The organism is Enterococcus sp. DIV1767 (genome assembly GCF_050542585.1).
Classification (GTDB): Bacteria; Bacillota; Bacilli; order Lactobacillales; family Enterococcaceae; genus Enterococcus_D; species Enterococcus_D innesii.
The window spans coordinates 981,033-1,004,658 of the sequence record NZ_CP172936.1 but is presented as its reverse complement, the minus strand read 5'-3'; the positions used below and the strand labels follow the sequence as shown (position 1 = coordinate 1,004,658).

General features: G+C 44.4%; 19 protein-coding genes. 12 read left to right on the top strand and 7 right to left on the bottom strand.

Annotated features, from left to right (window positions below; translation table 11 throughout):
* Nucleotides 1-83: 83 nt before the first annotated feature.
* The 4 genes from IGI78_RS04790 to map all read right to left on the bottom strand — a co-directional run bounded on the left by IGI78_RS04790 (nt 84) and on the right by map (nt 4,369).
* On the bottom strand, nt 84-1,070 hold the full coding sequence (locus tag IGI78_RS04790; RefSeq protein WP_195265968.1) for an aldose epimerase family protein: 987 nt from the start codon (nt 1,068-1,070) through the stop codon (nt 84-86).
* A gap of 285 nt (nt 1,071-1,355) precedes the next feature.
* The gene (locus IGI78_RS04785; protein WP_086299204.1) at nt 1,356-2,582 is read right to left on the bottom strand and encodes a glycosyltransferase family 4 protein; all 1,227 of its coding nucleotides are present in this window, start codon (nt 2,580-2,582) and stop codon (nt 1,356-1,358) included.
* A gap of 19 nt (nt 2,583-2,601) precedes the next feature.
* Entirely contained in the window at nt 2,602-3,525 is a 924-nt protein-coding gene (locus tag IGI78_RS04780; protein WP_005237256.1) for a YihY/virulence factor BrkB family protein, read from the bottom strand.
* Nucleotides 3,526-3,604: 79 nt separating this feature from the next.
* Nucleotides 3,605-4,369 (bottom strand): type I methionyl aminopeptidase, encoded by a 765-nt coding sequence (map, locus tag IGI78_RS04775; protein ID WP_195265970.1) that lies wholly within the window; start codon nt 4,367-4,369, stop codon nt 3,605-3,607.
* A 176-nt stretch (nt 4,370-4,545) separates the two neighbouring features.
* On the opposite strand from map, the gene IGI78_RS04770 reads away from it, so the two are divergent.
* Nucleotides 4,546-4,992, top strand: a complete 447-nt coding sequence (locus tag IGI78_RS04770) for a flavodoxin (RefSeq protein WP_195265972.1) — start codon at nt 4,546-4,548, stop codon at nt 4,990-4,992.
* Between the two features lie 54 nt (nt 4,993-5,046).
* Here the strand turns inward: IGI78_RS04770 and IGI78_RS04765 are convergent, their stop codons facing one another.
* Nucleotides 5,047-5,622: a TetR/AcrR family transcriptional regulator gene (locus IGI78_RS04765; protein ID WP_005228861.1), complete on the bottom strand. Its 576-nt coding sequence runs from the start codon at nt 5,620-5,622 to the stop codon at nt 5,047-5,049.
* A gap of 231 nt (nt 5,623-5,853) precedes the next feature.
* Between IGI78_RS04765 and IGI78_RS04760 the strand changes: the two genes are divergently transcribed.
* The 11 genes from IGI78_RS04760 (at nt 5,854) to vanS (ending at nt 17,311) form a co-directional block, all read left to right on the top strand.
* Complete coding sequence (locus tag IGI78_RS04760) at nt 5,854-7,089, top strand: aminopeptidase (protein ID WP_195265974.1); 1,236 nt, start codon at nt 5,854-5,856, stop codon at nt 7,087-7,089.
* Nucleotides 7,090-7,230: 141 nt separating this feature from the next.
* Entirely contained in the window at nt 7,231-7,878 is a 648-nt protein-coding gene (locus IGI78_RS04755; RefSeq protein ID WP_008377371.1) for a metal-dependent transcriptional regulator, read from the top strand.
* A gap of 9 nt (nt 7,879-7,887) precedes the next feature.
* Nucleotides 7,888-9,414, top strand: coding sequence for a glucose-6-phosphate dehydrogenase (zwf, locus tag IGI78_RS04750; protein WP_195265976.1), 1,527 nt, complete (start codon nt 7,888-7,890; stop codon nt 9,412-9,414).
* 103 nt (nt 9,415-9,517) lie between these two features.
* Nucleotides 9,518-10,306: a bifunctional hydroxymethylpyrimidine kinase/phosphomethylpyrimidine kinase gene (gene thiD, locus IGI78_RS04745; RefSeq protein WP_195265978.1), complete on the top strand. Its 789-nt coding sequence runs from the start codon at nt 9,518-9,520 to the stop codon at nt 10,304-10,306.
* Complete coding sequence (locus tag IGI78_RS04740) at nt 10,303-10,782, top strand: ECF transporter S component (protein WP_015510153.1); 480 nt, start codon at nt 10,303-10,305, stop codon at nt 10,780-10,782. Before thiD ends, IGI78_RS04740 begins: the two co-directional genes overlap by 4 nt.
* Nucleotides 10,783-10,787: 5 nt before the next feature.
* On the top strand, nt 10,788-11,336 hold the full coding sequence (locus tag IGI78_RS04735) for a TIGR01440 family protein (protein ID WP_077453516.1): 549 nt from the start codon (nt 10,788-10,790) through the stop codon (nt 11,334-11,336).
* 339 nt (nt 11,337-11,675) lie between these two features.
* The gene (gene vanC / locus IGI78_RS04730) at nt 11,676-12,728 is read left to right on the top strand and encodes a D-alanine--D-serine ligase VanC (RefSeq protein ID WP_195265980.1); all 1,053 of its coding nucleotides are present in this window, start codon (nt 11,676-11,678) and stop codon (nt 12,726-12,728) included.
* Entirely contained in the window at nt 12,725-13,297 is a 573-nt protein-coding gene (gene vanXY / locus IGI78_RS04725) for a D,D-carboxypeptidase/D,D-dipeptidase VanXY (protein ID WP_195265982.1), read from the top strand. Before vanC ends, vanXY begins: the two co-directional genes overlap by 4 nt.
* Nucleotides 13,294-15,396, top strand: coding sequence for a membrane-bound serine racemase VanT (gene vanT / locus IGI78_RS04720; RefSeq protein WP_430618538.1), 2,103 nt, complete (start codon nt 13,294-13,296; stop codon nt 15,394-15,396). Before vanXY ends, vanT begins: the two co-directional genes overlap by 4 nt.
* Before the next feature lie 99 nt (nt 15,397-15,495).
* A complete protein-coding gene (gene vanR-C / locus IGI78_RS04715) occupies nt 15,496-16,191 on the top strand; it encodes a vancomycin resistance response regulator transcription factor VanR-C (RefSeq protein WP_200126913.1) in 696 nt (231 codons plus the stop codon).
* Nucleotides 16,181-17,311: a vancomycin resistance histidine kinase VanS gene (gene vanS / locus IGI78_RS04710; protein ID WP_430618537.1), complete on the top strand. Its 1,131-nt coding sequence runs from the start codon at nt 16,181-16,183 to the stop codon at nt 17,309-17,311. The genes vanR-C and vanS overlap by 11 nt, the downstream gene beginning before the upstream one ends.
* Nucleotides 17,312-17,394: 83 nt before the next feature.
* On the opposite strand, the gene IGI78_RS04705 is transcribed toward vanS, so the two are convergent.
* Both IGI78_RS04705 and gltB read right to left on the bottom strand, forming a co-directional pair.
* The gene (locus IGI78_RS04705; protein ID WP_081118413.1) at nt 17,395-18,834 is read right to left on the bottom strand and encodes a glutamate synthase subunit beta; all 1,440 of its coding nucleotides are present in this window, start codon (nt 18,832-18,834) and stop codon (nt 17,395-17,397) included.
* Between the two features lies 1 nt (nt 18,835).
* A complete protein-coding gene (gene gltB, locus IGI78_RS04700) occupies nt 18,836-23,341 on the bottom strand; it encodes a glutamate synthase large subunit (protein WP_430618536.1) in 4,506 nt (1,501 codons plus the stop codon).
* Nucleotides 23,342-23,626 lie beyond the last annotated feature (285 nt).

The window sequence follows — 23,626 nt, the reverse complement described above, 5'->3', positions numbered from 1 at the left end:
TTGTCAAAAAAAAGCATCGCCAAACTTTCTGCGTTTTGACAATGCTTTTTTCTATATAATTAAAAATGATTTGGTTCCTATGCTTAAAAGTGGACCTGATACGTCGTTACAGAGTGGAAGGGTTCTTCTGGACGCAGTACGATCTCACCAAAGTGGGGAAATTTTTCAGAGCCAGGAACACCTTGTGTTTCGATCGCCATCCCGCCATGATTGGCAAAAGGACCAGTCTTCATTGGTGCACCAGCTTCTCCTTCACCCGTCGTATAAATAACAACAGCAGGACGGTCGGTGGTTACAGTCAGCTGCACTTTTTGATCGGGACTGGTTACTTTCAGATCCCATTCTTGCCCATGATCCAATAAGAACGGATCATCCAACATCGTCGTTCCCATCGGGCGTTCTTGTCTAAAATCAAACTTTGTGCCTGCGACAGGCGTTTTTTCACCGGTGGTCGTCACATCGTCATTCGTTTCAGCCACATGTTCGGCATTGATTTGAACCAAGTGGTCATCGATCGGCTGTTGGGTATCACCTGTCAAATTGAAATAACCGTGGTTCGTTGGGTTAAATAAAGTTGCTTTGTCTGTGCTGGCATCATAAGCAAGCAATAGTTCATTGTCATTCGTCAACGTATAAGTGACTTGATAACGAACATTCCCAGGAAACCCGCCATCGCCATCTTGCCGTGTGGTAGTAAAAATCACGCCGACATTGTCTGCTTCCTCAAAGGTTTCAGCGATCCAGATATCGGTGTCAAGTCCCTTGGAACCGCCATGAAGCGTATTGCCACCATCATTGTCTTCCGTTTGGTATTCTTGTCCGTCGATCTCAAAGCGAGTACCAGCGATCCTTCCTGCCACAGGGCCGATCGTTGCGCCATAATAACGTGCTTGGCGATGTCCTTCGATCGTATCATAACCGACCACGATGTCGCGGCCTTCTTCTACTGGAACGACCCAATCCAATAAGCGTGCGCCTTCAGGACTTAGTCTTACGATGGTACCGCTATCATTAGAAAGCTCATAAATCGTCCCCATTTTTTCTGAGGTTATTTGTTTCACATTTGGCATTCGTTCATATCCTTCTTTCTTTAATTAGTCTGCTACTCTTTTTAAGTATAGCCGTTATGGGCTAGATCCGTCAATTCAAGACGGAAGGATTCAGTGGGAATTTATTTTATGCCGGGCCGTTTTACACAAATAAAAAGCGGCAAGAAGGGTCAACGGGTTGATTGAATCATGGTCAGCTGATCGTGAGAGAAAGTACTAGGAGAAGCGCTGGCTGCTCCTGTCTTTTCTTCAATGATCAATCACATTCGCTTCACCTGTTGGGCTCTTATGCCGCAATTGTATCGTTTATTTTTTGTGTTTTGCTTGGTAATGTTTTCTCTTTCGTCGCTTTTCTTTGATTTGAGAAGCACTGGAAGCCAAATCCAAATCCTCGCTTCCCTCTTCTTGCTTGTCTTGTCTTTTTTCTGCCCGCGCCATGAGGACTTTTTGCCTAAATCGACGGTTTCCCAGGAATTTCAGTGCACACATCAATGGTTGACGATTTTCTCCTACCAAACCAATCAATTCGATAAACAATTCAATACCGAATCCTGTACTGATGATCAGTAAAATGATTGCGGTGTTGCTGGCATAATTCATCAATAACGCAATAAATGAAAACACCATCGCCAAGGCATAGATCGTCAAGACCGTGCCACGGTGGGTAAACCCTAATGAAAGTAAGCGATGATGCAAGTGCATTTTATCCGCCGATGAGATTTTTTGTTTATTAAATTTTCTGCGAATCATGGCATAGACGGTATCCGTGATCGGTACTCCTAATATCAGCATCGGGGTAACCACTGTAATGAAGGTCGCATTTTTTAAGCCTTGCAACGATAGGACGGAGATCATGAAACCTAGAAAAAGTGCCCCAGTGTCCCCTAAAAAAATCGTGGCTGGATAAAAATTATAAGGAAAAAAGCCAACGATCGCGGCGATCAGCGTAAAGATCACCATCGGTACTTCAACTGAATTCGGTAAAAAGAAGTAACTGATGATCCCAATGGTCGTCAAACTGATAATAGAGACCCCACTCGCTAGACCATCCAAACCATCAATCAAGTTGACTGCATTCGTGATCGCCAAAATCCACAGGATGGTCATAGGCAGTCCAAGCCACCCCAAATCAAAAACCCCAAGATAAGGGATCGAAACCGTACTGATTTTGATGCCGGCAACAAAATAGATCTCCAAAGCCGCTAACGTCAAGCCTAGCGTTTTTTGCATAGGGGTCAACTCGAAGATATCATCCAATAATCCAGTAACTACGACGATGGCTGCCCCTAAAAGCATCGGCCAGACGTAGTCAAAAGGAATCATTGCGCGAAATTCCCAAAGCAATGCAAAAGAGAAGGAGAGGAAGATGCTTAATCCCCCTGCGGTCGGCATTGTTTTGGTGTTGATTCGGCGATCTCCTGGTCGATCGACTGCGCCGATCTTAAAAGAAATCAATTTAATGATCGGTGTTAGGATTAAAGACACGATCATTGTTATAAATAAGCGCATTACAAATTTGAATGCAAAATCCATCGTTTATTCTCGCTTTCCGTTATTTCTCTTTATTGGTAAATGTATCCTCGATTTTCGAAGAAATCCGCTGAACAGGATCTGTTCGTTCTTTGATCTCTTGTCCTGATACATACTCTTCTACCACTGCGTTGATGATTCCACCCAAGATAATAATCGTCGCAGCAAGATTCAACCAGATCATTAAAACAATAAAACTTCCAATAATTTGATAGCCAATGATTTTCGCAGCAAAGTAACGGGCGTATAAGCCAAACACTTGTGACAGCAACATCCAGCCAATCGTTGCAAAGATCGCCCCCGGCAAAGTCGAACGCAACTTGACCTTCGCATTAGGGACTAACCAATAGATCAGCATCATGATGAACAGCAAAGCAACGATCGTGACTGGCCATTTGACTGTTTGGAACGTATCGATCAGATTGTCTTGAAACTTAAAAATCGGCTGCAAAAAATCAAGAATGATTTTTCCAAGCCCAAATACCATCGTAACACCAACGATCGCAATCATAAAGAGCAGGATGATCACAAATGATACTGCGCGCACCACGATAAAATTGGAACGCTGGTCCACACCGAAGGCTTTGTTCATCGCAATTTGCAAGGCATTGATACTTTGACTCGCCGACCACAACGCCGCTAAAGCGGAGATCGACAACAATCCACCAGAGCTGGTGGTGAGAAGATTTTCGATCGCTGGGCCGATAAAATCATAGATTTGATTCGGGATCAATTCCTGTACATAAGATAAAACCGTGTTCGGATCAATTGATAAATAAGGCAAAAGATTCCCCAGCGCAATCATTAACGGGAAAAGTGAAAGCAATAAATAGTAGGCCACGACGACCGAAGTGGTCCCCATTTCTGAATCAGTTATTCTATTTTGCGTCGTTTCGATGAAACGCATCAGCTTTTGATTGCTTTTTACTTTATCAACGATTTTCATGTTTCTTCCTCCGCCAGCGAATCATCTGCCTTTTTTTCTTTGTCATACGTAACAATCAGAAGTCTCCTACCGCCAAAATTTAGTAGGTGCCTTCTTCTCCTTGAGAAGTTAAAATTCTCGGACCATCATTGGTGATCGCCAAACTATGTTCATATTGGCAGCTTAAACCGCCATCTAATGTATAGGCGGTCCAGCCATTAGGATCCATTTTCATTTTCCACGTCCCTGTATTGATCATAGGTTCGATGGTAATAACCATTCCTTCTTTTAAACGTAACCCTTTGCCGGCTTCTCCGTAGTGAGGGATCATCGGACTTTCATGGATCGTTGGGCCAATGCCGTGTCCTACGAAATCACGCACAACCCCGTACCCTTCTTTTTCCGCATACGTTTGAATGGCATGACCGATGTCACCGATTCGGTTGCCCACTTGCGCTTGTTCGATTCCTAGATACAACGCTTTTTTGGTTACTTCCATTAATCGATCAATCTCAGGCGTCGAGTTCCCTACGACATAACTCCAGCAAGAATCAGAAATGGCACCTTTTAAATCAATACACATGTCGACTTTGATCAGATCGCCGTCTTTCAATGGTTTTTTTCGAGGAAATCCGTGACAAATCTCATCATTGATACTGCAGCAAGTGGCATATTTGTAATCTTCAAAACCAATTTGGGCAGCGATGCCGCCGTGGCTTTCAATATAATCTCTGACAAACACTTCGATATCCCAACTGGTGATACCTGGTTTGATGAAACTGCGTAATTGTTTGTGGACATCTGCTAACAGCGCGCCGGATTCGGCCATGCGGTCAATTTCTCTGGCAGATTTTAATGTAATCATGTTCTCGTCTCCCTTAATTAAATTCCTCTTATTTTACCATAGAAATCCCTTATTTTACAAAATTCACAGACATTGTAAAGAGTTTTTCAAGTTTTGTTTTCAAACTTTCGTGCATTTGCTATAATCTGTAAGAGAGTTTTCCTTGAGAATAGGAATGAGATTGGAGGAAAAAGCCCATGGCTTTAGCAAAAATCGTCTATGCAAGCATGACGGGGAATACGGAAGAAATTGCGGATATCGTTTCTGAAGCCCTTGAAAATCTTGACATGGAAGTAGAAATGAATGAGTGTACCCAAGTGGATGCAGATGACTTTGAAGATGCTGATATCTGTATCGTCGCAACGTATACATATGGAGACGGGGAACTACCGGATGAGATCGTCGATTTTTATGAAGATTTGCAAGAACTTGATTTAAGCGGCAAAATCTTTGGAGTCTGTGGCTCCGGCGATACTTTTTATGATGACTTTTGTAAATCCGTTGACGACTTTGAAGCCGCCTTTAGCAAAACTGGTGCGACAAAAGGAGCAGACAACGTCAAAGTTGACTTGGCTGCAGAAGAAGACGATATTCAAAACTTAGAAGCCTTTGCCAATAAACTAGCAGAAGCATTCGCTGAATAAAACAAGAAAACCTCTGACAAAATCACTTGATTCTGCCGGAGGTTTATTGTTTGCTTAATGATAGCTAATATCGATGGGTGTTTCTCTTGCTAAAATATTATCGGTGGTTTCCGTCATCAGCTTAGCAATCTGATCTTCTGTCGGATGAATGATTCCCGAAGACATCAATGCCGCTAAGCCAGTAGCGACGATCCAGACACCGGTGTGCAAAGATTGTAATTTTACATCAGATAGATCTTGATATTTTGGTTCTTTTTTCACTGATTTCACAAAAAGGTCAAATGAAAACTGTTGCATGGAATCCCCACCACCATGCTCTTCTAAGTATAGCGCTCGGTATAATCGTTTTTCTTTATTTGCAAAGCCAATATAATTTAACGTTAAGTCAACGATGACATCTCCCCGTCTCTCAACTGGAAAGACTTCTGTCGCTAAGTAGTCGTAAATCTGATTGATCAATGCATTTTTTAAGTCATCCATATTTTTAAATTCTAAGTAGATCGGTTGCGTTGAACATTTCATCTTCGCTGCGATATTGCGTGCGGTAAAACGTGTAAATCCTTCGGTTGCGACAACTTCATAGGCAGCTTTTAAAATCTGGTCTCTAGTAATAGTTTTCTTTCTTGCCATAATTTTTTAATCTCCTTAATTCTGCTATACATCGCTTTCAGAAATACCTTTTACTTATTGTATCATGTTTTTTTAAGTTTGCAAAAAAACTTTCAAAATTATTGCCCTTAGTGTTTCCAGTTTTTCAATTTGAAGACCACTGTTTTTTTGCTCACTTTTTCGTTTGTTTTCAAAAATACTTAGTGCTATCATGAAGACAGTTATAAATTTAGAATAAATGGAGGAATTTTAATGGTTTTACCAAACTTTAATCAGAACCTTGAAAAATATGCCCAACTGATCACTGAAGTTGGCGTAAATGTCCAAAAAGGGCACACGATCGTCATCCAAATCGCCGTGGACCAAGCACCTTTAGCTCGTCTATTAACGAAAAAAGCGTATGAATTAGGTGCAGACGAAGTAATCGTCCAATGGACCGACGATGAGATCCAAAAAGAATTTCTTACTCATGCGACCGAAGATCGTTTGTCTACGATTCCTCAGCATAAAATTGATCAAACAGAAGATTGGGTTGAAAAAGGTGCGAGCCGCATCAGTGTCGTTTCTGCCAATCCCGATGCGTTAGCGGGCGTTGACTCAGACCGAGTGGCCGCTTTCCAAGCTGCTTCTGGTAAAGCGATGATGAAATTACGTCAAGCAACACAAGCCAACAAAGTCAGCTGGACTGTGGTTGCGGCGGCTGGTCAAGATTGGGCCCAAAAAGTATTCCCTGACGCTTCCCCTGAAGAAGCACAAGACAAGCTTTGGGATCAAATTTTCAAAACGACACGTATCTATGAAGAAGATCCTGTCGCAGCTTGGAAAAAACACGATGAAACCTTGCAAGTTAAAGCCGAAGAATTGAACAAAGAACAATTCAGCGCATTACACTATACAGCACCGGGTACCGATTTGATCATCGGTTTGCCTAAAAATCACTTGTGGGAAGGTGCTGGCAGTTACAATACCCGCAATGAAAAATTCATGGCGAACATGCCAACAGAAGAAGTCTTTACTGCCCCAGATAATCGTCGCATCGATGGCTATATTTCAAGTACAAAACCATTGAGCTACGCAGGCACCATCATCTCTGGGATGAAGTTCACCTTCAAAGACGGCAAAGTCGTGGACTTTTCTGCAGAACAAGGCGAAGAAGTGTTAGGCAAACTGCTAGCAATCGATGAAGGAGCAAAATCTTTAGGTGAAGTCGCATTAGTTCCTGATCCTTCCCCTATCTCACAATCCGGCATCATCTTCTTCAATACGTTGTTCGATGAAAATGCCTCAAACCACTTGGCTTTAGGCTCCGCTTATGCCTTCAGCTTGCAAGGCGGCACTGAGATGAGTGAAGAAGAACTGGCAGCGGCTGGTTTGAACCGCAGCCAAACCCACGTAGATTTCATGGTTGGCTCTGACCAAATGTCCATCGATGGCATCAAAGAAGATGGCACCACGGTTCCTGTCTTCCGCAATGGTGACTGGGCTTAATAAAAAAGGCTGAGGTGGAGTTGCTCCCCTCGGCCTTCTTTTACATAGAATATTGGAAACCGGCGGCTTTTTTCGTAGTAATCAGCCGGCTTTTTTGATAAAATCTACTTTGATAGTCTTTGATAAGAGAGGATGGATCCGATGACACCAAATCGTGAAGATTATTTAAAGCTCATCTTAGAGCTTGGTGGTGACCAAAAGAAAATCAATAACAAACAAATCGTGTCAGGTCTGGACGTCTCAGCAGCTTCAGTAAGTGAAATGATTTCAAAATTATTAAAAGAAGGCTTAGTGGAACATTCACCTTATCAAGGGGTACAGTTGACTGAAACTGGTTTAGCTTCTGCAAGTGCTCTGATCCGCAAGCATCGTTTATGGGAAGTCTTTCTTGTGGAGCACCTGCATTACTCATGGAATGAAGTTCATGATGACGCAGAAGTTTTAGAACACGTCACCTCGGAAACACTGGCGAGCCGCTTAGAAGCCTACCTTGATCATCCTCGGTATTGCCCACATGGTGGAATGATCCCTGAACAAGGAGAACTCATTCACGAAGGCGAAAAAAACACCATGAGTTCCTATCCGGTAGGAACAAAAATTCGTATCGCCCGTGTCCTTGACGAACGAGAACTGCTGGATTACCTCGTTTCGATCCAATTGAATATTCATGAAGAATACGAGATCATCGATGCGGCAGCATACGAGGGTCCGATTACGATCAAAAATGATACAAAAGAAATTGCTGTCAGCTACAAAGCCGCCAGCACGATTTTTGTCGATAAACTGTAAGGAGTGAAGATGATGGAAAAAAAGGTCCTTTTTACGATTTTTGGCGGTACGGGCGACCTTGCCCAACGCAAACTATACCCTTCTTTGTTTCGGTTGTACAAAAAAGGCGATTTGAAAGAAGATTTTGCAGTCATTGGTACTGCTCGCCGTCCTTGGTCGGATGAACACTATCGTGAAGTAGTAATAGGTACGATCAAAGAATTGAGCGACTCACAAGAGCAAGCAGAGACATTCGCTTCTCATTTCTATTACCAATCACATGATGTAACAGATACGAGTCATTATGATTCATTGAAAGATTTAGCGGAAACCTTAGATCAAAAATACCATTTAGAAGGCAATCAAATTTTTTACTTAGCGATGTCTCCTAACTTCTTTGGGACGATCGTTTCTCATTTGAAATCCCAAGGGATGCTGGATACTGACGGCTACCATCGGGTGATCATCGAAAAACCATTTGGAAGCGACTATGACTCAGCAAAAGACTTGAATGAAGAGATCAATCAAGTCTTTACAGAACAAGAAATCTACCGGATCGATCATTATTTAGGAAAAGAAATGATCCAAAACATTTCTGCGATTCGTTTTGCCAATAACATTTTTGAGTCGATGTGGAACAATCGGTACATTGACAATGTTCAGATCAATATCGCAGAAAACTTAGGTGTTGAAGAACGCGGTGGTTATTATGATAAGAGCGGCGCCTTAAAAGATATGGTCCAAAACCATATTCTACAGATCCTTTCCTTATTAGCCATGGAGCCGCCAGTGGCTTTTTCTGAAAAAGAGTTACGGACAGAAAAAATCAAAGCCTTAAATGCGATCCGTATCTACTCCGAAGAAGAAGTGAAACAACACTTCGTTCGTGGTCAATACAATAAAGGACAATTAGAAGATAAGAAATTTGTTGGCTACCGTGAAGAAGCCAATGTCGATGAAAAATCGGCGACGGAAACCTTCGTTGCTGGGAAATTCTTGATCGATAACTTTCGCTGGTCCGGCGTACCATTTTATGTACGCACCGGGAAACGCTTGACGGAAAAAGGCACTCGCATCAACATTGTCTTTAAACAAGTCCCAGTCAATGTCTTTAAGCAAGACCTGAATGAACAAAAGCAAATCGAGAGTTTGGCACCGAATGTGCTGACGATTTACATTCAACCGACGGAAGGCTTCTCTCTTTCCTTGAACGGAAAAGAGATTGGCCAAGGGTTTGAAACATTGCCAGTGAAGCTCGATTACCGAAATAGTACTGAAATCGTCGAAAACACCCCTGAAGCCTACGAAAAATTGATTCTAGATGCTTTGAACGGGGATGGCACTAACTTTACCCACTGGGATGAAGTTGCCCAATCTTGGCGCATCGTTGATGTGATCCGTCACGCTTGGGACCAAGAAACACCTGATTTTCCAAACTATGCCGCAGGAACGATGGGACCCCAAGCTGCCTATGATCTCTTAGCTGCCGATGGGTTTGAATGGATCTGGCGTCCCGATGAATGGTATCGAGAACGGGATTTACTAAATGAAAAATAAGCAAATGGTCAATTGGATGAGGAAAAAACATCCAATTGGCCGTTTTTCTTTTTTTCCGTCTGTTTATAATAGAAAGAAATGAGAAATGAAAGGAGCAGCAAAGATGAAACAAGTCTTATCGATCGCCGGTCTTGACAGTTTGGCAGGCGGCGGCATGACGGCGGATTTGAAAACATTTGAGGAATTCGGGGTGTTTGGTCATGCCTTATTGACCTGTGTTGTCGCCATTAACGATGATCTTTTGTTCCATGATCTTCCTGAGCCTGTGATCCAAGCACAGCTGGATTCACTGCGTTCGGTCGTATCCCTAGATGCAATCAAAATTGGGCTGCTTCATCAAACGGCCATCATTGAATTGCTGCGGGATTTTTTACAAGCATTTACCGGACCGATCGTGCTCGATCCCGTGCTTGCTTTTAAAGAAGGAGATACCGCCTTTAATCAATCGTATCAAGCAGGATTGATCTCCTTGTTTCCTTCCACAGCATTAGTGACACCTAATCTGCTCGAAGCACAACACTTATCTGGACAAAGGATTACCTCCTTAGCGGAGATGAAAACGGCGGCAAAAAAAATCCATGCGCTTGGTGCCCCAAATGTTCTGATCAAAGGTGGCAGTCGACTAACTGGGGAAACAGCCTACGACCTTTTATACCACTCTGGACAGTATACTGTTTTTGAAGCAGAAAAAAGTACCCACCCCACAACCAACGGTGCTGGCTGTACCCTCTCATCAGCGATTGCCGCTTTACTTGCTAAAGGCACTTCGTTGGAAGCAGCTATCCAAACCGCAAAAGCATTTGTTTGGGCAGGAATCGAAGAGGGGCTACCTTTAGGTACCTCCGGAAACGTCAATCAACTTGCCTACTTCAGAAAGGATGAATACGTATGAAAGTAAGAAACCTAACGACGATCGCTATGCTGACGGCACTCACGTGTGCACTTTCTTTGACCTTTATCATTCCTGTTCCGCAAACGAAGGGTTTTGTGACCTTATGTGAAGCAGGAATCTATATCTCGGCCCTTTTGTTTGGACCTAGTGCCGGGGCCTTCGTCGGCGGAATGAGCGGCGGCATCATTGATTTTCTATCAGGTTACCCTGAATGGGCCTTCTTTTCCATCGTGATTCATGGTGTACAAGGCTGGATCGTAGGCAGAATGAGCCACCGGCCATTAGCAGCCGTTATTGTCGGCAGCTTGATTATGATCGCCGGCTATGCAGCAGCAACGGTTTTGCTATTCGGTTTAGGCGCTGGGATCGCCTCGATTCCAAGTAATTTGATCCAAACGGTCTTTGGCAGCATCGTTGCTTTACCCCTGACGCATGCCTTGCGCCGCACGAAAAAGTTTTCTTTAAATGAAAGGTGATTCTTATGACAGATATCAATCAATTAAAAACGGATTTAACTACGATCGTTGAAGAAGTCATTACGACAGCGAACGTTGGTGAAAATGATCTTTTTGTCCTTGGTTGTTCAACAAGTGAAGTCGTGGGCGGCTTGATTGGCAAAAATTCCAGTCAAGAAGTAGGCATGATCATCGTCGAAACACTGCGAGCGATCTTGCGTCCTAAAAACATTCATTTAGCCGTTCAAGGCTGTGAACATCTCAATCGGGCTTTAGCCGTTGAGCGTAAAACGGCTCAGCTCTATCACTTAGAAGAAGTCGCTGTAGTGCCCCAGCTGCATGCAGGCGGTGCTTGCTCAGTTGCGGCTTTCCAGCTGTTCGATGAGCCTATTGAAGTGGAGCACATAGTGGCAAAAGCTGGCATCGATATTGGTGACACAGCGATCGGCATGCATGTCAAACATGTTCAAATCCCAATTCGTCCCTCTATCAAGACCCTCGGCGCTGCCCATGTCACAGCTCTGGGATCACGGCCCAAATATATTGGTGGTCCTCGTGCGCATTACGCACAATAAGCGAATCGTATAATAATCGAAAAGCCCTCATCAAAAAGAAAAAGCATGCTTCGGCGTGCTTTTTTTGTGTCAACGTTCCTGCTATTGCCTCCCCCTTTCCTTCAGAGTGCTCTTTTTTCACTATTTTCTCCACTCCATCATATGGCAGCTTTTTCTACTTCAAAGGCTAGTTTCTTTCTGGTGTAATAAGAGCGGCAGCTGTCGCCTTCCTTTTGTCATAAATTCGTCAGAATTTCATCACAAAAAGAAAAGAAAGATACCAGTAAGCCCGTAAATTTCTTTTTTCTTTCCTTGATAGACTGAATGTAGCAAGAATCGAAAAGTGGAAGGAAGAAAAACATGAAAAAAATCGCTATTATTTTTGGAGGCAATTCACCGGAATACACCGTTTCTTTAGCCTCAGCAACTAGCGCAATCGAAGCACTCCAATCATCTCCCTATGACTATGACCTCTCTCTGATCGGGATCGCCCCTGATGCTATGGATTGGTATTTGTATACAGGAGAACTGGAAAACATCCGACAAGACACGTGGTTGTTGGATAGGAAACATACACAGAAAATCCAGCCGCTATTCGAAGGAAACGGCTTTTGGCTAAGTGAAGCGCAGCAAACGTTGGTACCTGATGTTTTATTTCCCATTATGCATGGTAAATACGGGGAAGATGGCAGTATCCAAGGATTGTTTGAATTGATGAAGCTGCCTTATGTAGGCTGTGGGGTGGCAGCCTCTGCCTTATGTATGAACAAATGGTTGCTGCATCAAGCTGCAGCAACGATTGGCGTACAAAGCGCCCCTACGATTCTCTTGACAAATCAAGACAACCAACAGCAACAAATCGAAGCCTTCATCCAGACCCATGGCTTTCCCGTTTTCTTTAAGCCTAATGAAGCGGGCTCCTCAAAAGGGATCACAAAAGTAACTCGTGTTGAAGAAATCGCTCCTGCCTTGAAGGAAGCCTTCGCTTATTGTTCCGCAGTGCTCCTACAAAAAAATATTGCCGGTGTTGAGATCGGTTGCGGTATTTTGGGTAACGACTCTTTGACTGTCGGTGCTTGTGACGCTATTTCATTAGTAGACGGCTTTTTCGATTTTGAAGAAAAGTACCAGCTGATCAGCGCCAAGATCACCGTTCCTGCGCCATTGCCTGAAACGATTGAAACCAAGGTCAAAGAACAAGCTCAGTTGCTCTATCGTAGTCTTGGTCTTAAAGGTCTTGCTCGCATCGACTTTTTTGTCACGGACCAAGGAGAACTATACTTGAATGAAATCAATACTATGCCGGGCTTTACTAATCACTCCCGCTATCCGGCCATGATGGCAGCGATCGGCTTATCCTATCAAGAACTACTACAAAAACTGCTTATCTTAGCAAAGGAGGAAGTCAAATGAATCCCTATCTACAGTTAGTTAGCAAAGAGTTTCCGCTAGAAAAAAACCAAGAACCGCCTCATTTGGTCCTTGCTGCCTTTAGTGAAGAAGAAGTTTACTTGCAGCCAGAAGCAGCCAAACAATGGGAACGCCTCGTCAAAGCCTTAAAACTTGAAGACGAGATCTGCTTATTAGATGGCTATCGAACCGAAAAGCAGCAACGGCATTTATGGGAATATTCCTTAAAAGAAAATGGATTATCCTATACGAAACAATTTGTGGCGTTGCCCGGCTGTAGCGAGCATCAGTTAGGCTTAGCGATCGATGTTGGATTAAAGGGTAGCCAAGATGATTTGATCTGTCCACGGTTTCGTGACAGCGCAGCCGCTGATTTATTTACCCAGGAAATGATGAACTACGGATTTATTTTACGCTACCCCGCAGACAAACAAGAAATTACAGGGATTGGTTACGAACCATGGCATTTTCGTTATGTCGGTTTGCCTCATAGTCAAATCATGGCCAATCAACAGTGGACCTTGGAAGAATACCATCAGTATCTTGAACAGACCACGAGGCAGTTCGCATGAAGAAGAATCAGGGAATCGAGCAGTTTCGAGTGCTATTAGCGATGATGGTGGTGGCGATCCACTGTCTACCCCTTCATCGATTGTGGCCCGATGGTGATATCCTGATCACATTGACTCTTTTCAGAATCGCCGTCCCCTTCTTTTTTATGATCAGCGGATATTACGTGTTCAGCGACTTGGCCACCCAAAACAGCTATCCTGCCAGACAGCGTGTCTGGCATTTTATTAAAAAGCAGCTGCAAGTCTATCTCATAGCCACACTGCTCTTTTTGCCGCTTGCTTGGTACAGCGGCATGTTAGGATTGAACATGCCCCTAGGCACTTTTATTCAAACTTTGCTAGTCAATGGCATCCTTTATCATCTATGGTATTTTCCTGCGATCATTACCGGCAGTCTTTTAGTGATGGGACTCTTGGTGCGCTTTTCTTTTAAACAAGTCTTTTTCATGGCTATCGGTTTATACGTGATTGGTTTAGGTGGGGACAGTTGGTCTGGACTGGCTGCCCAAACACCCCTCGCGTCATTCTATTCACTGATTTTCCAACTATTGGCTGGAACTCGCAACGGTATTTTCTTTGCTCCCTTGTTTTTGCTCTTAGGGGTACTAGCCAGAAGATTTGCCAAGAAACCTGCTTCTCCCCATCGCTATAGTTATCTGCTGATCAGTCTGATTTGCTTGCTTTTGGAAAGTTATCTCTTGCATCACTTTACCACGCCGAAACATGACAGTATGTATGTTTTTTTGCCCTTCGTCCTCTTGTTTTTATTTCCGATCATCCAGCAATGGCAAGCACCCATGATCTGGAAACAAGCGGGTCGACTGTCCCTTTGGCTCTATTTGCTCCATCCTTATACCATTGCGGTGACCCATTTTCTTAGTCAGAAACTGCCCTTGCTGCAAAACAATCTAATCAATTACATTGTGGTCTTAGGGCTGACCATCGGGTTGATTTATGGTCTCTTTGCTTTGCAAAAGCTGTTCTCGTTTCCGAAAAAAACGCCGCTCCACTTGCAACGGGCAACCAAAGAATTTTCAGCCCCCGCCTTGCTGCACAACTTGCAGGAAATCAAACGAGTGATTCCATCCACAACAAAAGTGATGGCGGTGGTTAAAGCGGATGCCTATGGTTGTGATGCGAAGACGGTCGCAGGCACCCTAGAAAGAGCCGGCGTCGATTTCTTTGCCGTTGCTACCATTGAAGAAGCCATTGAATTACGGCGAGCTGGCATCAAAAGTCGCTTACTGATTTTAGGGTACACTTCTGCCCAACGTGCCAAAGAGCTGAAACATTATTCCTTGATTCAAACCATCGTTAGTGAGGACCATGGGCATGCTTTAGCCCAAACAAGCATTCCGATCGAATGCCATTTAGCGGTAGATACTGGTATGCACCGCTTAGGCGTTGCCCCTGACCTTGAAACAGTTAGAAAGCTTTATGCCTTGCCATGCCTCAAGATCACAGGCATTTTTTCCCATCTAGGCTCTTCAGATCAGCTAGATACGGCAAGTATCTTACGGACACAAGCCCAAATCACTTGTTTTGATGATCTATTGGCTGGCTTATCCGCTAGAAATATTGCCTATGGACTGACACATCTGCAAAGCAGCTACGGAATATTAAATTACCCAGAGAAACACTATGATTATGTGCGCCCAGGCATTCTTTTAACTGGTTCACTAAGTGTCCCGAATGAACCAACAAAACAGAAGATAAACGTACAGCCGATTTTGACACTCAAAGCCTTACTGGTAGACAAAAAAACAGTTGCAGCCGGAGAAGCGATCGGCTATGGACTAGGCACTGTTTTTGATCGACCAGCCACGATCGGGATCGTTAGTATCGGCTACTGCGACGGGGTCCCCCGTGCCCTATCAAATCAAGGATTCCAATTGTCTTATCAAGGGGTTTTACTCCCGCAGATTGGGTTGGTTTGTATGGACATGCTCTTGATCGATTTAACGGACTATCCAGAACTGGCGGTCGAAAGTTCGCTCGAAGTAATCAGCGATTGGACGACTACAGCTGATCAAGCACAAACCATTACCAATGAATTGATCAGCCGCCTAGGTTCCCGCATCACCTCTAGTTCAAAGTAGAAAACAAATGCATTCGCTTACGGATTACGGTATGATGTGGGTAGAGTAAATGGTAATGTAAATGAAAAAATGATCGTAGATAGTTGGAGTGAATCAAGGATGGCAGAAAAAATAATCGTTGTTGATGATGAAAAAGAAATCGCCGAGTTAGTCACGACGTTTCTAAGAAATGAAGGCTTCCAAGTGGAACCTTTTTATGATGGGACGAGTGCTTTGGCTTATCTCGAAAAAGAAACAGTCGATGTGGCAGTTTTAGATGTGATGCTGCCGGATATCGACGGCTTTCAGCTGTTACAGAACATTCGCAAAACCCACTTTTTTCCAGTACTGATGCTCACTGCCAAAGGAGAAGATCTGGATAAAATTACCGGTCTAAGCCTAGGTGCAGATGATTATGTGACCAAACCTTTCAATCCATTAGAAGTTGTTGCTCGGGTCAAAACGCAACTACGGCGATACCAACGATACAATCAGTCAGCTGTTCCGCAGAAGATTGAAGAATACGAAAAGGAAGGCTTACTGTTGAAAATCAACAGCCACCAATGTTTTCTTTATGGCAAAGAGGTTTTTTTGACCCCCATCGAATTTAAAATCTTGCTTTACTTATTTGAACACCAAGGATCTGTCGTTACCTCGGAAACCCTTTTTGAAGCAGTCTGGAAAGAAAAATATTTAGACAACAATAACACAGTGATGGCACATATTGCCCGTCTGCGGGAAAAGCTAAACGAACAACCCCGCAAACCGAAATTAATCAAAACTGTATGGGGGGTCGGCTATATCATTGAAAAATAGAAGTCCATTGATTCGGAAACTTTTGACTCAATACTTTATCACCACAGGTGTTTTAATGCTCCTCTTAATTCTGATCCCTTTAACTGTTCGCTTTGTAGCAGGATTGAGGGTTTGGTACGGCTATGAGCCCATTTATCAAATATTACGGCTTTTTGCTGATTATTGGCTCGTCTGTCTAGCCATCGGTGCCTTGCTGATCTGGGCAAGTACAACGATTTATTATATGAGTAAAGCCATCAGCTATTTGAATGAAACGATCCAAGCCACGAATCAATTGATTGCCGAACCCACGAAGCGAATCATTCTCTCCAGCAATCTGATCGATGTCCAAGAAGAAATGAACCAGTTACGGGAAAAAAATCTCCAAGATCAACGAGCAGCCAAAGAAGCAGAGCAGCGGAAAAATGATTTGATTGTGTATCTCGCACATGATTTACGCACACCTTTGACCAGTGTGATCGGCTACTTGACGCTGTTAGAAGAGGAACCACAGCTTTCTACCGAACTACGGGCACGCTATACCAAGATCGCCTTGCAAAAAGCCCAGCGGCTAGAATTATTGATCAGCGAGTTTTTCGAAATCACCCGTTTTAATCTTACAACGATCGCCTTACAGACCGAAACCACGGATCTTAGCTTAATGCTGGAACAGTTGACGTTCGAATTTTTACCGCTGTTAGAAGAAAAGAACCTTCATTGGCAACTGCAGCTACAGAAAAAAGTCTTTGCGACCGTTGATACGGAGAAAATGGAACGCGTTTTTGATAACTTGATCCGCAATGCCATCAACTATAGTTATACCGATTCCCCCTTGCATTTAGCCATCAGTGCCTCTGATGATATCTTGATTCGATTGACCAATCACGGGAAAACGATCCCTGCTGAAAAAATTGGCTTGATTTTTGAGCCTTTTTATCGGATGGACGCTTCACGAGCGACTGCGACTGGTGGAACCGGTCTGGGGCTGCCGATCGCCAAAGAAATCGTTGAAGCATTAGGTGGAAAAATCTGGGCGGAAAGCCGTGACGAAACCATCGTCTTTTCGATTCGCCTACCAAAGGCAGCAATGGAAAAAAATGAACAGCGATCAAAGCCCCATCCATCTGAGCCAACTTCCTAACATGCAAACAACCTGAGCATTTCACTGCTCCCCTTCTGATTTAGAAGGAGGACGAGCTGCTCAGGTTGTTTTTTATTGTTTGCTTATTGATACACCAATGATCGTAACGCTTGGTCGACTTTTTCTGCCGCTAGGCGTCCTTCACGAATCCCCCAGATCACTAAGCTTGGTCCTCTTTTAGCATCGCCTGCCACTAAGACCCGTTCATTATTTGTTGTATAATCATCATAAACTTCTCGCACACCAAAGGCATCAAAGAGTTGGGTCTCTGCGCCAATAAAGCCCATTGCCAACAAGACTAAATCCGCCTTGATCACTTGCTCTGTACCAGGGATCGGCTGAAACTGTTGATCCACCGAGACCGTTTCAATAGCAATCAACTGGCCACGTTCGGCGCCGATAAAGGCCGTTGTGGACACCCCATGATACGTCACTTGTGTTTGCAGCACTTCAGCCGCTTCTTCTTGCCCATAGCCTGTGCGGGCTGTCATTGGGTATTCAGGCCAAGGGTTGCTGTCGGTACGTGTCAATGGCAGTTGGGGCGTGATCTCCAATTGGCGCACAGAAGCGGCTCCTTGCCGAATCGCTGAGCCAATACAATCATTTCCAGTGTCGCCGCCGCCAATCACGACGACGTGCTTGCCAGCAAGTTTTTTACTGGTTGCCGCTTTGCCATGCTTTAATACATCTTTGGTTGCTTCCGTCAAATAATCGACTGCGAATTGGACCCCAGTCAATTCACGACCAGGAATTTTCAAGTCACGAGGAACGCTGGCACCTGTCGCCAAAATGACCCGATCATACTGAGCAGCCAATTCCTCTGCTGACAAGTCACGACCGATCTCCGTATTAGCGACAAAGGTCACGCCTAGCTCTGCCATTAGATCAATACGTCGCTGCACGACATCTTTGTCTAATTTCATGTTTGGGATACCATACATTAGCAAACCGCCAAAGCGATCGCTGCGTTCATAGACCGTCACTTGATGTCCTAGTTGATTCAAGCGCCAAGCAGCGGATAAACCAGCCGGTCCACTACCAACGATGGCCACCTTGAAACCAGTCGCTTCTTGAGGCAACCCGGAAGCTTTGACCCAATCGTTTTCAAAAGCAGTATCGATAATAAAACGTTCATTGTCATGGATCGTGACACCTGAGCCATTCAGTGCCTCGGTACAGCCTTTTTCACATGGAGCAGGACAGACACGCCCTGTCATTTCTGGTAGTGGATTGGTTTTGGCTAAACGCTCAAAGGCGGCTTGGAAACGCCCTTGATAAACCAGATCATTCCATTCAGGAATCAGGTTGTCATTGGGACAACCTGAAACCGCCCGTTGCCCGCCGTAAAAAGAACCAGTATGACAAAAAGGAATGCCACAATTCATACAGCGCGCCGCTTGCTCTTGACGCTCATTTTCAGGCAACGGCGTCTGTAATTCTTGCCAGTCTTGGATACGTTCTGAAACCGGTCGGGTAGGATTTTCTACTCTTGGGTACTTTAAAAAACCAAATGGATCTGCCATATTAGTCGCGCTCCTTTCCTGGAATAGTCAATTGTGGACCGACGACGGCTTCGAAAGCTTTCGTCACAAGTTCCTCCCCGATAAATCCTTGCTCAGCCAAAGTCTCCGTTGCTTGGATCATCTGATGGTACTCTGTCGGATAGACTTTGATGAAATGTTGCTGCTGATTTTCCCAATCTTCTAGAATCTCAGCCGCCTTCAATGAATCTGTATAGGCAAAATGCTGCTGGATCATCTCCTTCAGCTGATGGTCATCGCCACTTTCGCCAATCCGGTACAAATCAACCATTTCCCGATTGCATTTTTCTGCAAAAGTTTGATCAGGGTCATAGACGTATGCCACGCCACCGGACATTCCGGCACCGAAGTTGCGGCCGGTTTTTCCTAAAATCACCACGACGCCGCCAGTCATGTACTCACAGCCATGGTCCCCAACACCTTCTACAACGACTTTGGCTCCACTATTACGGACGCAAAAGCGTTCGCCAGCAATGCCGCGGAAATAGCCTTCACCCCGATTCGCCCCAAAACAAGCAACGTTACCGACAATCGGTGAATGCTCTGCGTCATAAGCGGCATCATCAGGCGGCACAATGATCAAACGGGCACCACTCAGTCCTTTGGCTACATAATCGTTGGCCTCGCCAATCAGTTTCAACTGGATGCCCTGGGTGGCAAACGCCCCAAAACTTTGTCCAGCAATGCCGCGGTACGTAAACTGCAACAAACCTGGCGTTACTTCGTAATTGCCAAAGCGTTCTGCGATCCAGCCCCCTAAACGAGCGCCGACTGAACGTTGAACATTATTGATCGTATGATTCATAACGATTTCTTGATTATTGTCGATAGCTGCTTGGGCAAAAGCGTCTAATTCTGGCCATTGTCGTTTCTCAAGGAATGGGTCGGTCACTTTGCGTTCGATTGGGATCGTCGTCCCAATCATTTTCGAAAAGTCTAATGATTTTGCTTTGCCTTTGGCAACGAAGCGTGGTGTCAACACTTCCGCGTGTCCTACCATCTCATCAATCGTGCGAAACCCTAGCTCGGCCATTGTTTCCCGTAAATCTTCTGCTAAAAAGTACATCGTATTGATGATGTGCTCAGGTTTCCCTGCGAAAAATTTGCGCAACGCTGGATTTTGCGTAGCAATGCCGACAGGACATGTATTGATACTGCAAACCCGCATCATGACACAACCAATCGCAACTAGCGCTAAAGAGGCAAAGCTATATTCTTCTGCTCCTAAAAGAGCAGCAATGGCGATGTCTCGACCCGTCATTAATTTTCCATCTGTCTCTAAGGTCATTCGCTGCCGCAAATGATTCATAGCTAACGTTTGATGGGCTTCTGCAAGCCCCATTTCCCAAGGCAAGCCAGCATCACGAATCGAATTTCTCGGAGAAGCACCGGTCCCACCGTCATAGCCTGAGATCACGACTACGTCTGCGCCGGCTTTGACGACACCGGTAGCGATCGTACCCACGCCCGTACTAGAAACCAATTTGACATTGATCCGTGCATAGGGATTGATTGCCTTTAAGTCATAGATCAGCTGGGCTAAGTCTTCAATCGAATAAATGTCGTGATGTGGTGGCGGCGAAATCAATCGGACCCCAGGTGTTGAGCCACGAATCTCAGCGACCCACGGGAAGACTTTGTTGCCTGGCAATTGCCCCCCTTCACCAGGTTTCGCCCCTTGCGCCATTTTGATCTGGAGTTCGTCCGCACTCATTAAATATTCGGCGTTGACACCAAAACGGCCAGAAGCTACTTGTTTGATGCGACTATTATAATTAATGCCATTCACTGGTTTGAAACGATTTCGGTTTTCTCCACCTTCTCCACTGTTGGATTTTGCCCCGATCGCATTCATTCCTTCAGCAATACAGCGATGCGCCTCTTCACTTAGAGAGCCGTAAGACATCGCACCGACTTTAAATCGTTTGACGATCGTTTCAACTGGCTCCACCTCAGCTAATGGAATACTGCGTCTTGTGTTCGCAAAAGTCCACATAGAACGGAGGGTCGTTGGATTCTCTAACGCGTCTTGGTTCATCTCCGCCGCATATTCTTTATAAAGCGCATAGCTGCCGGTACGAACAGCTTTTTGAAATCCATAGATTGTTTTTGGATTGAACAGATGATGTTCCCCGTCAGCTTTGTATTGGAAACTACCACCCGAATCAAGATAATCCACGCGTTTCTCGCCATACGCCGCTTCATAACGCGTTAAGTATTCTTGCTCGATTTGCGCTAATGAAAGTCCACCGATACGAGTAACCGTGCCGGTAAAGTATTCGGAGATAACTTTCTCAGAGATACCAACAGCTTCAAACAATTGCGCCCCATGGTAACCGGCAATCGTTGAAATCCCCATCCGTGACATAATTTTGACAATACCTTTCTCACAAGCTTTGCGGTAACTTTCAATCTTTTCTGAAAGCTCAAAATGCGCCAATGTCTGGTAAGCCCCATAAGGGTGGACCCCACTTGCTCCGTAGCCGACTAACATGGCATAATGATGGACCTCACAGACTTCCGCAGTATCCGCAACGATCGATGCCAAGGAACGTTTGCCTTTTCGCACCAAGTAATTGTGCAGGCCTGATACTGCCAAAAGGATCGGAATCGCCACTTTTCCTTCTTGCGGCTGAATGACTTCCCGATCACTTAAAATGACGATCGTTGCCCCAGAATCAATTTTTTGTTCCGTTTCTTTAAAAAGCGCTTCTAACGCTTGCTGCAATGCTGCTCCATTTTCTGGTACATAATCATAGAGAATCGACTGCAAAACTGCTTTTTGACCATTTTGATCTAACTGTTTGATTTTTTCATATTCACTCGTTTTTAACACAGGACTAGCAATCTTCAGCTTATTGCAATTGATTCGAATGTCCTTTGAAACATCACCATCTCGACCTAAAAACAGTTCGGTACCAATTACCAATTTTTCACGAATCGCATCGATTGGCGGATTGGTCACTTGAGCAAATTGTTGTTTAAAGTACGTAAACAAAGATTGGGGACGTTCGCTTAAGATGGCTAAGGGTGAATCAAACCCCATGGAAATCACTGGTTCTTCTCCCGTTTGAGCCATTGGTAAAATCAACGTGCGAATGATCTCATCCGTGTAGCCATTTCGTTTCCAAAGGGTCTGGATCGCTTCATCTGCCGTTTCCTCCTGTCTTTCTGCGTCAGGAAGCAGCTCTGGTGTTAATAAGTGATCCGCTAACCACTCTTGGTAAGGATGGGCGTTCGCATAATGCGCTTTGATTTCTTGATTGCGTAAGATCACCCCTTTTTTGGTATCCACCAAAAACATATTTGCTGGTCCAAGCACCCCTTTTTCAATCACTTCTGACGCTGGCAAATCGACAACCCCTGACTCAGAGGCCACGATAACAAAACCAGCTTTCGTGATCGAGTAGCGAGATGGCCGCAACCCATTTCGATCGAGTGCAGCTCCTACCAGATCCCCATCGGTAAAGCATAAAGCTGCTGGTCCATCCCAAGGGGCCATAAAGCTTGCATTGTATTCATTAAAAGCCGTCAGTTCTGGCGTCAAGCCAGCTTCTTTGGACCATGCTTCTGGCACCATCATCAACAGTGCTTGGGGAATGTCTCGACCTTGACGATACAAATACTCCATACAATTTTCCAACTTCGCCGAATCGGAGTTTTCGTCATCGTAGACTTCGATCTGATGTCCATGCATCCAATTTTCCGCCCCGCGTAATGTGTTGATTTCGCCATTATGGGCTAAGAAACGAAAAGGTTGCGCCCGACTCCAGCTTGGAAAGGTATTCGTTGAAAAACGAGAATGGGTCAAAGCAATACTGGAAGTCATTTCTGGGCTTTGAAGATCTTTGAAAAACAAGCCAACTTGATAGGCATGCAGCATCCCTTTATAAACAACTGTCTTACTAGATAAGCTGCAGATAGACAGCTCATCGGTATGATACGTTTTTTCCAGTTTTCGCCGTAACCGATAAAGCTGATCTTCAAAGGGACGGCCTGCAGCTACATCGACAGGTTTTTCAATAAAGACTTGCACAAATGAGGGCATGACTTTTTGCGCTCCTGGCCCACATTGATAATAATCATAAGGCACATCTCGTTGCCATAAAACCGTAAAACCCATTTGTTGAATGTCTTTAGCTACTTCTTCTTGGACCTGTGCTGCTCGGAGCTTTTCTTTCGGTAAAAAAAACATCCCAACAGCATAGGCGCCTTTTTCAGGCAATGGGATTTCGGCCTCTTTTGCTCGCTGTTGAAAAAATGGATCAGGCATCGCCATCAAAATCCCAGCTCCGTCTCCTGTGTCAGGTTCTGCCCCAGTTCCCCCTCGATGGTTCATCCGTTCTAACATCGTTAAGGCATTTTGCACAAGTTCTCGAGAATAGCGACCATCTTTTTGTGCAATAAAGCCCATCCCACAAGCATCTCTTTCAAAAGCGGCATCGTACATCATTTGGTTCGTTTTCCTCATCATCTCTAAATCACTCATGGAATCACACTTTCTTTCAATATTCTGAATATTCCGATTTTTAACAGTTTACAATCTGTTTTTCTATCTGGCAAGTTTTTTTTACTTGATCCGTGCTCGTTGATTTCTTCCTTCAAGGGTTACTTAAATCCATTGAACAAATAGTGACTAGTAAATCACAGGCAGGAATCTTCGTCTAATAAGGTTTTTTTATTATACAATAAACTGTCGGAAAATTATTGCAAACAAATGAGAATCGTTATCAATTAAGCTAGATTTTCTCATTTGGATGTCACAAACAGCTGT

Excerpts from the sequence above, each read along its gene's own strand:
- IGI78_RS04735 (WP_077453516.1), top strand. The coding sequence starts at position 10,788 with ATGACAGATATCAATCAATTAAAAACGGATTTAACTACGATCGTTGAA.
- IGI78_RS04705 (WP_081118413.1), bottom strand. The coding sequence starts at position 18,834 with ATGGCAGATCCATTTGGTTTTTTAAAGTACCCAAGAGTAGAAAATCCT.
- vanT (WP_430618538.1), top strand. The coding sequence starts at position 13,294 with ATGAAGAAGAATCAGGGAATCGAGCAGTTTCGAGTGCTATTAGCGATG.
- thiD (WP_195265978.1), top strand. The coding sequence starts at position 9,518 with ATGAAACAAGTCTTATCGATCGCCGGTCTTGACAGTTTGGCAGGCGGC.
- IGI78_RS04790 (WP_195265968.1), bottom strand. The coding sequence starts at position 1,070 with ATGCCAAATGTGAAACAAATAACCTCAGAAAAAATGGGGACGATTTAT.
- IGI78_RS04760 (WP_195265974.1), top strand. The coding sequence starts at position 5,854 with ATGGTTTTACCAAACTTTAATCAGAACCTTGAAAAATATGCCCAACTG.
- gltB (WP_430618536.1), bottom strand. The coding sequence starts at position 23,341 with ATGAGTGATTTAGAGATGATGAGGAAAACGAACCAAATGATGTACGAT.
- vanXY (WP_195265982.1), top strand. The coding sequence starts at position 12,725 with ATGAATCCCTATCTACAGTTAGTTAGCAAAGAGTTTCCGCTAGAAAAA.
- vanR-C (WP_200126913.1), top strand. The coding sequence starts at position 15,496 with ATGGCAGAAAAAATAATCGTTGTTGATGATGAAAAAGAAATCGCCGAG.
- IGI78_RS04755 (WP_008377371.1), top strand. The coding sequence starts at position 7,231 with ATGACACCAAATCGTGAAGATTATTTAAAGCTCATCTTAGAGCTTGGT.
- map (WP_195265970.1), bottom strand. The coding sequence starts at position 4,369 with ATGATTACATTAAAATCTGCCAGAGAAATTGACCGCATGGCCGAATCC.
- vanC (WP_195265980.1), top strand. The coding sequence starts at position 11,676 with ATGAAAAAAATCGCTATTATTTTTGGAGGCAATTCACCGGAATACACC.
- IGI78_RS04770 (WP_195265972.1), top strand. The coding sequence starts at position 4,546 with ATGGCTTTAGCAAAAATCGTCTATGCAAGCATGACGGGGAATACGGAA.
- IGI78_RS04780 (WP_005237256.1), bottom strand. The coding sequence starts at position 3,525 with ATGAAAATCGTTGATAAAGTAAAAAGCAATCAAAAGCTGATGCGTTTC.
- IGI78_RS04765 (WP_005228861.1), bottom strand. The coding sequence starts at position 5,622 with ATGGCAAGAAAGAAAACTATTACTAGAGACCAGATTTTAAAAGCTGCC.
- IGI78_RS04740 (WP_015510153.1), top strand. The coding sequence starts at position 10,303 with ATGAAAGTAAGAAACCTAACGACGATCGCTATGCTGACGGCACTCACG.
- zwf (WP_195265976.1), top strand. The coding sequence starts at position 7,888 with ATGATGGAAAAAAAGGTCCTTTTTACGATTTTTGGCGGTACGGGCGAC.
- IGI78_RS04785 (WP_086299204.1), bottom strand. The coding sequence starts at position 2,582 with ATGGATTTTGCATTCAAATTTGTAATGCGCTTATTTATAACAATGATC.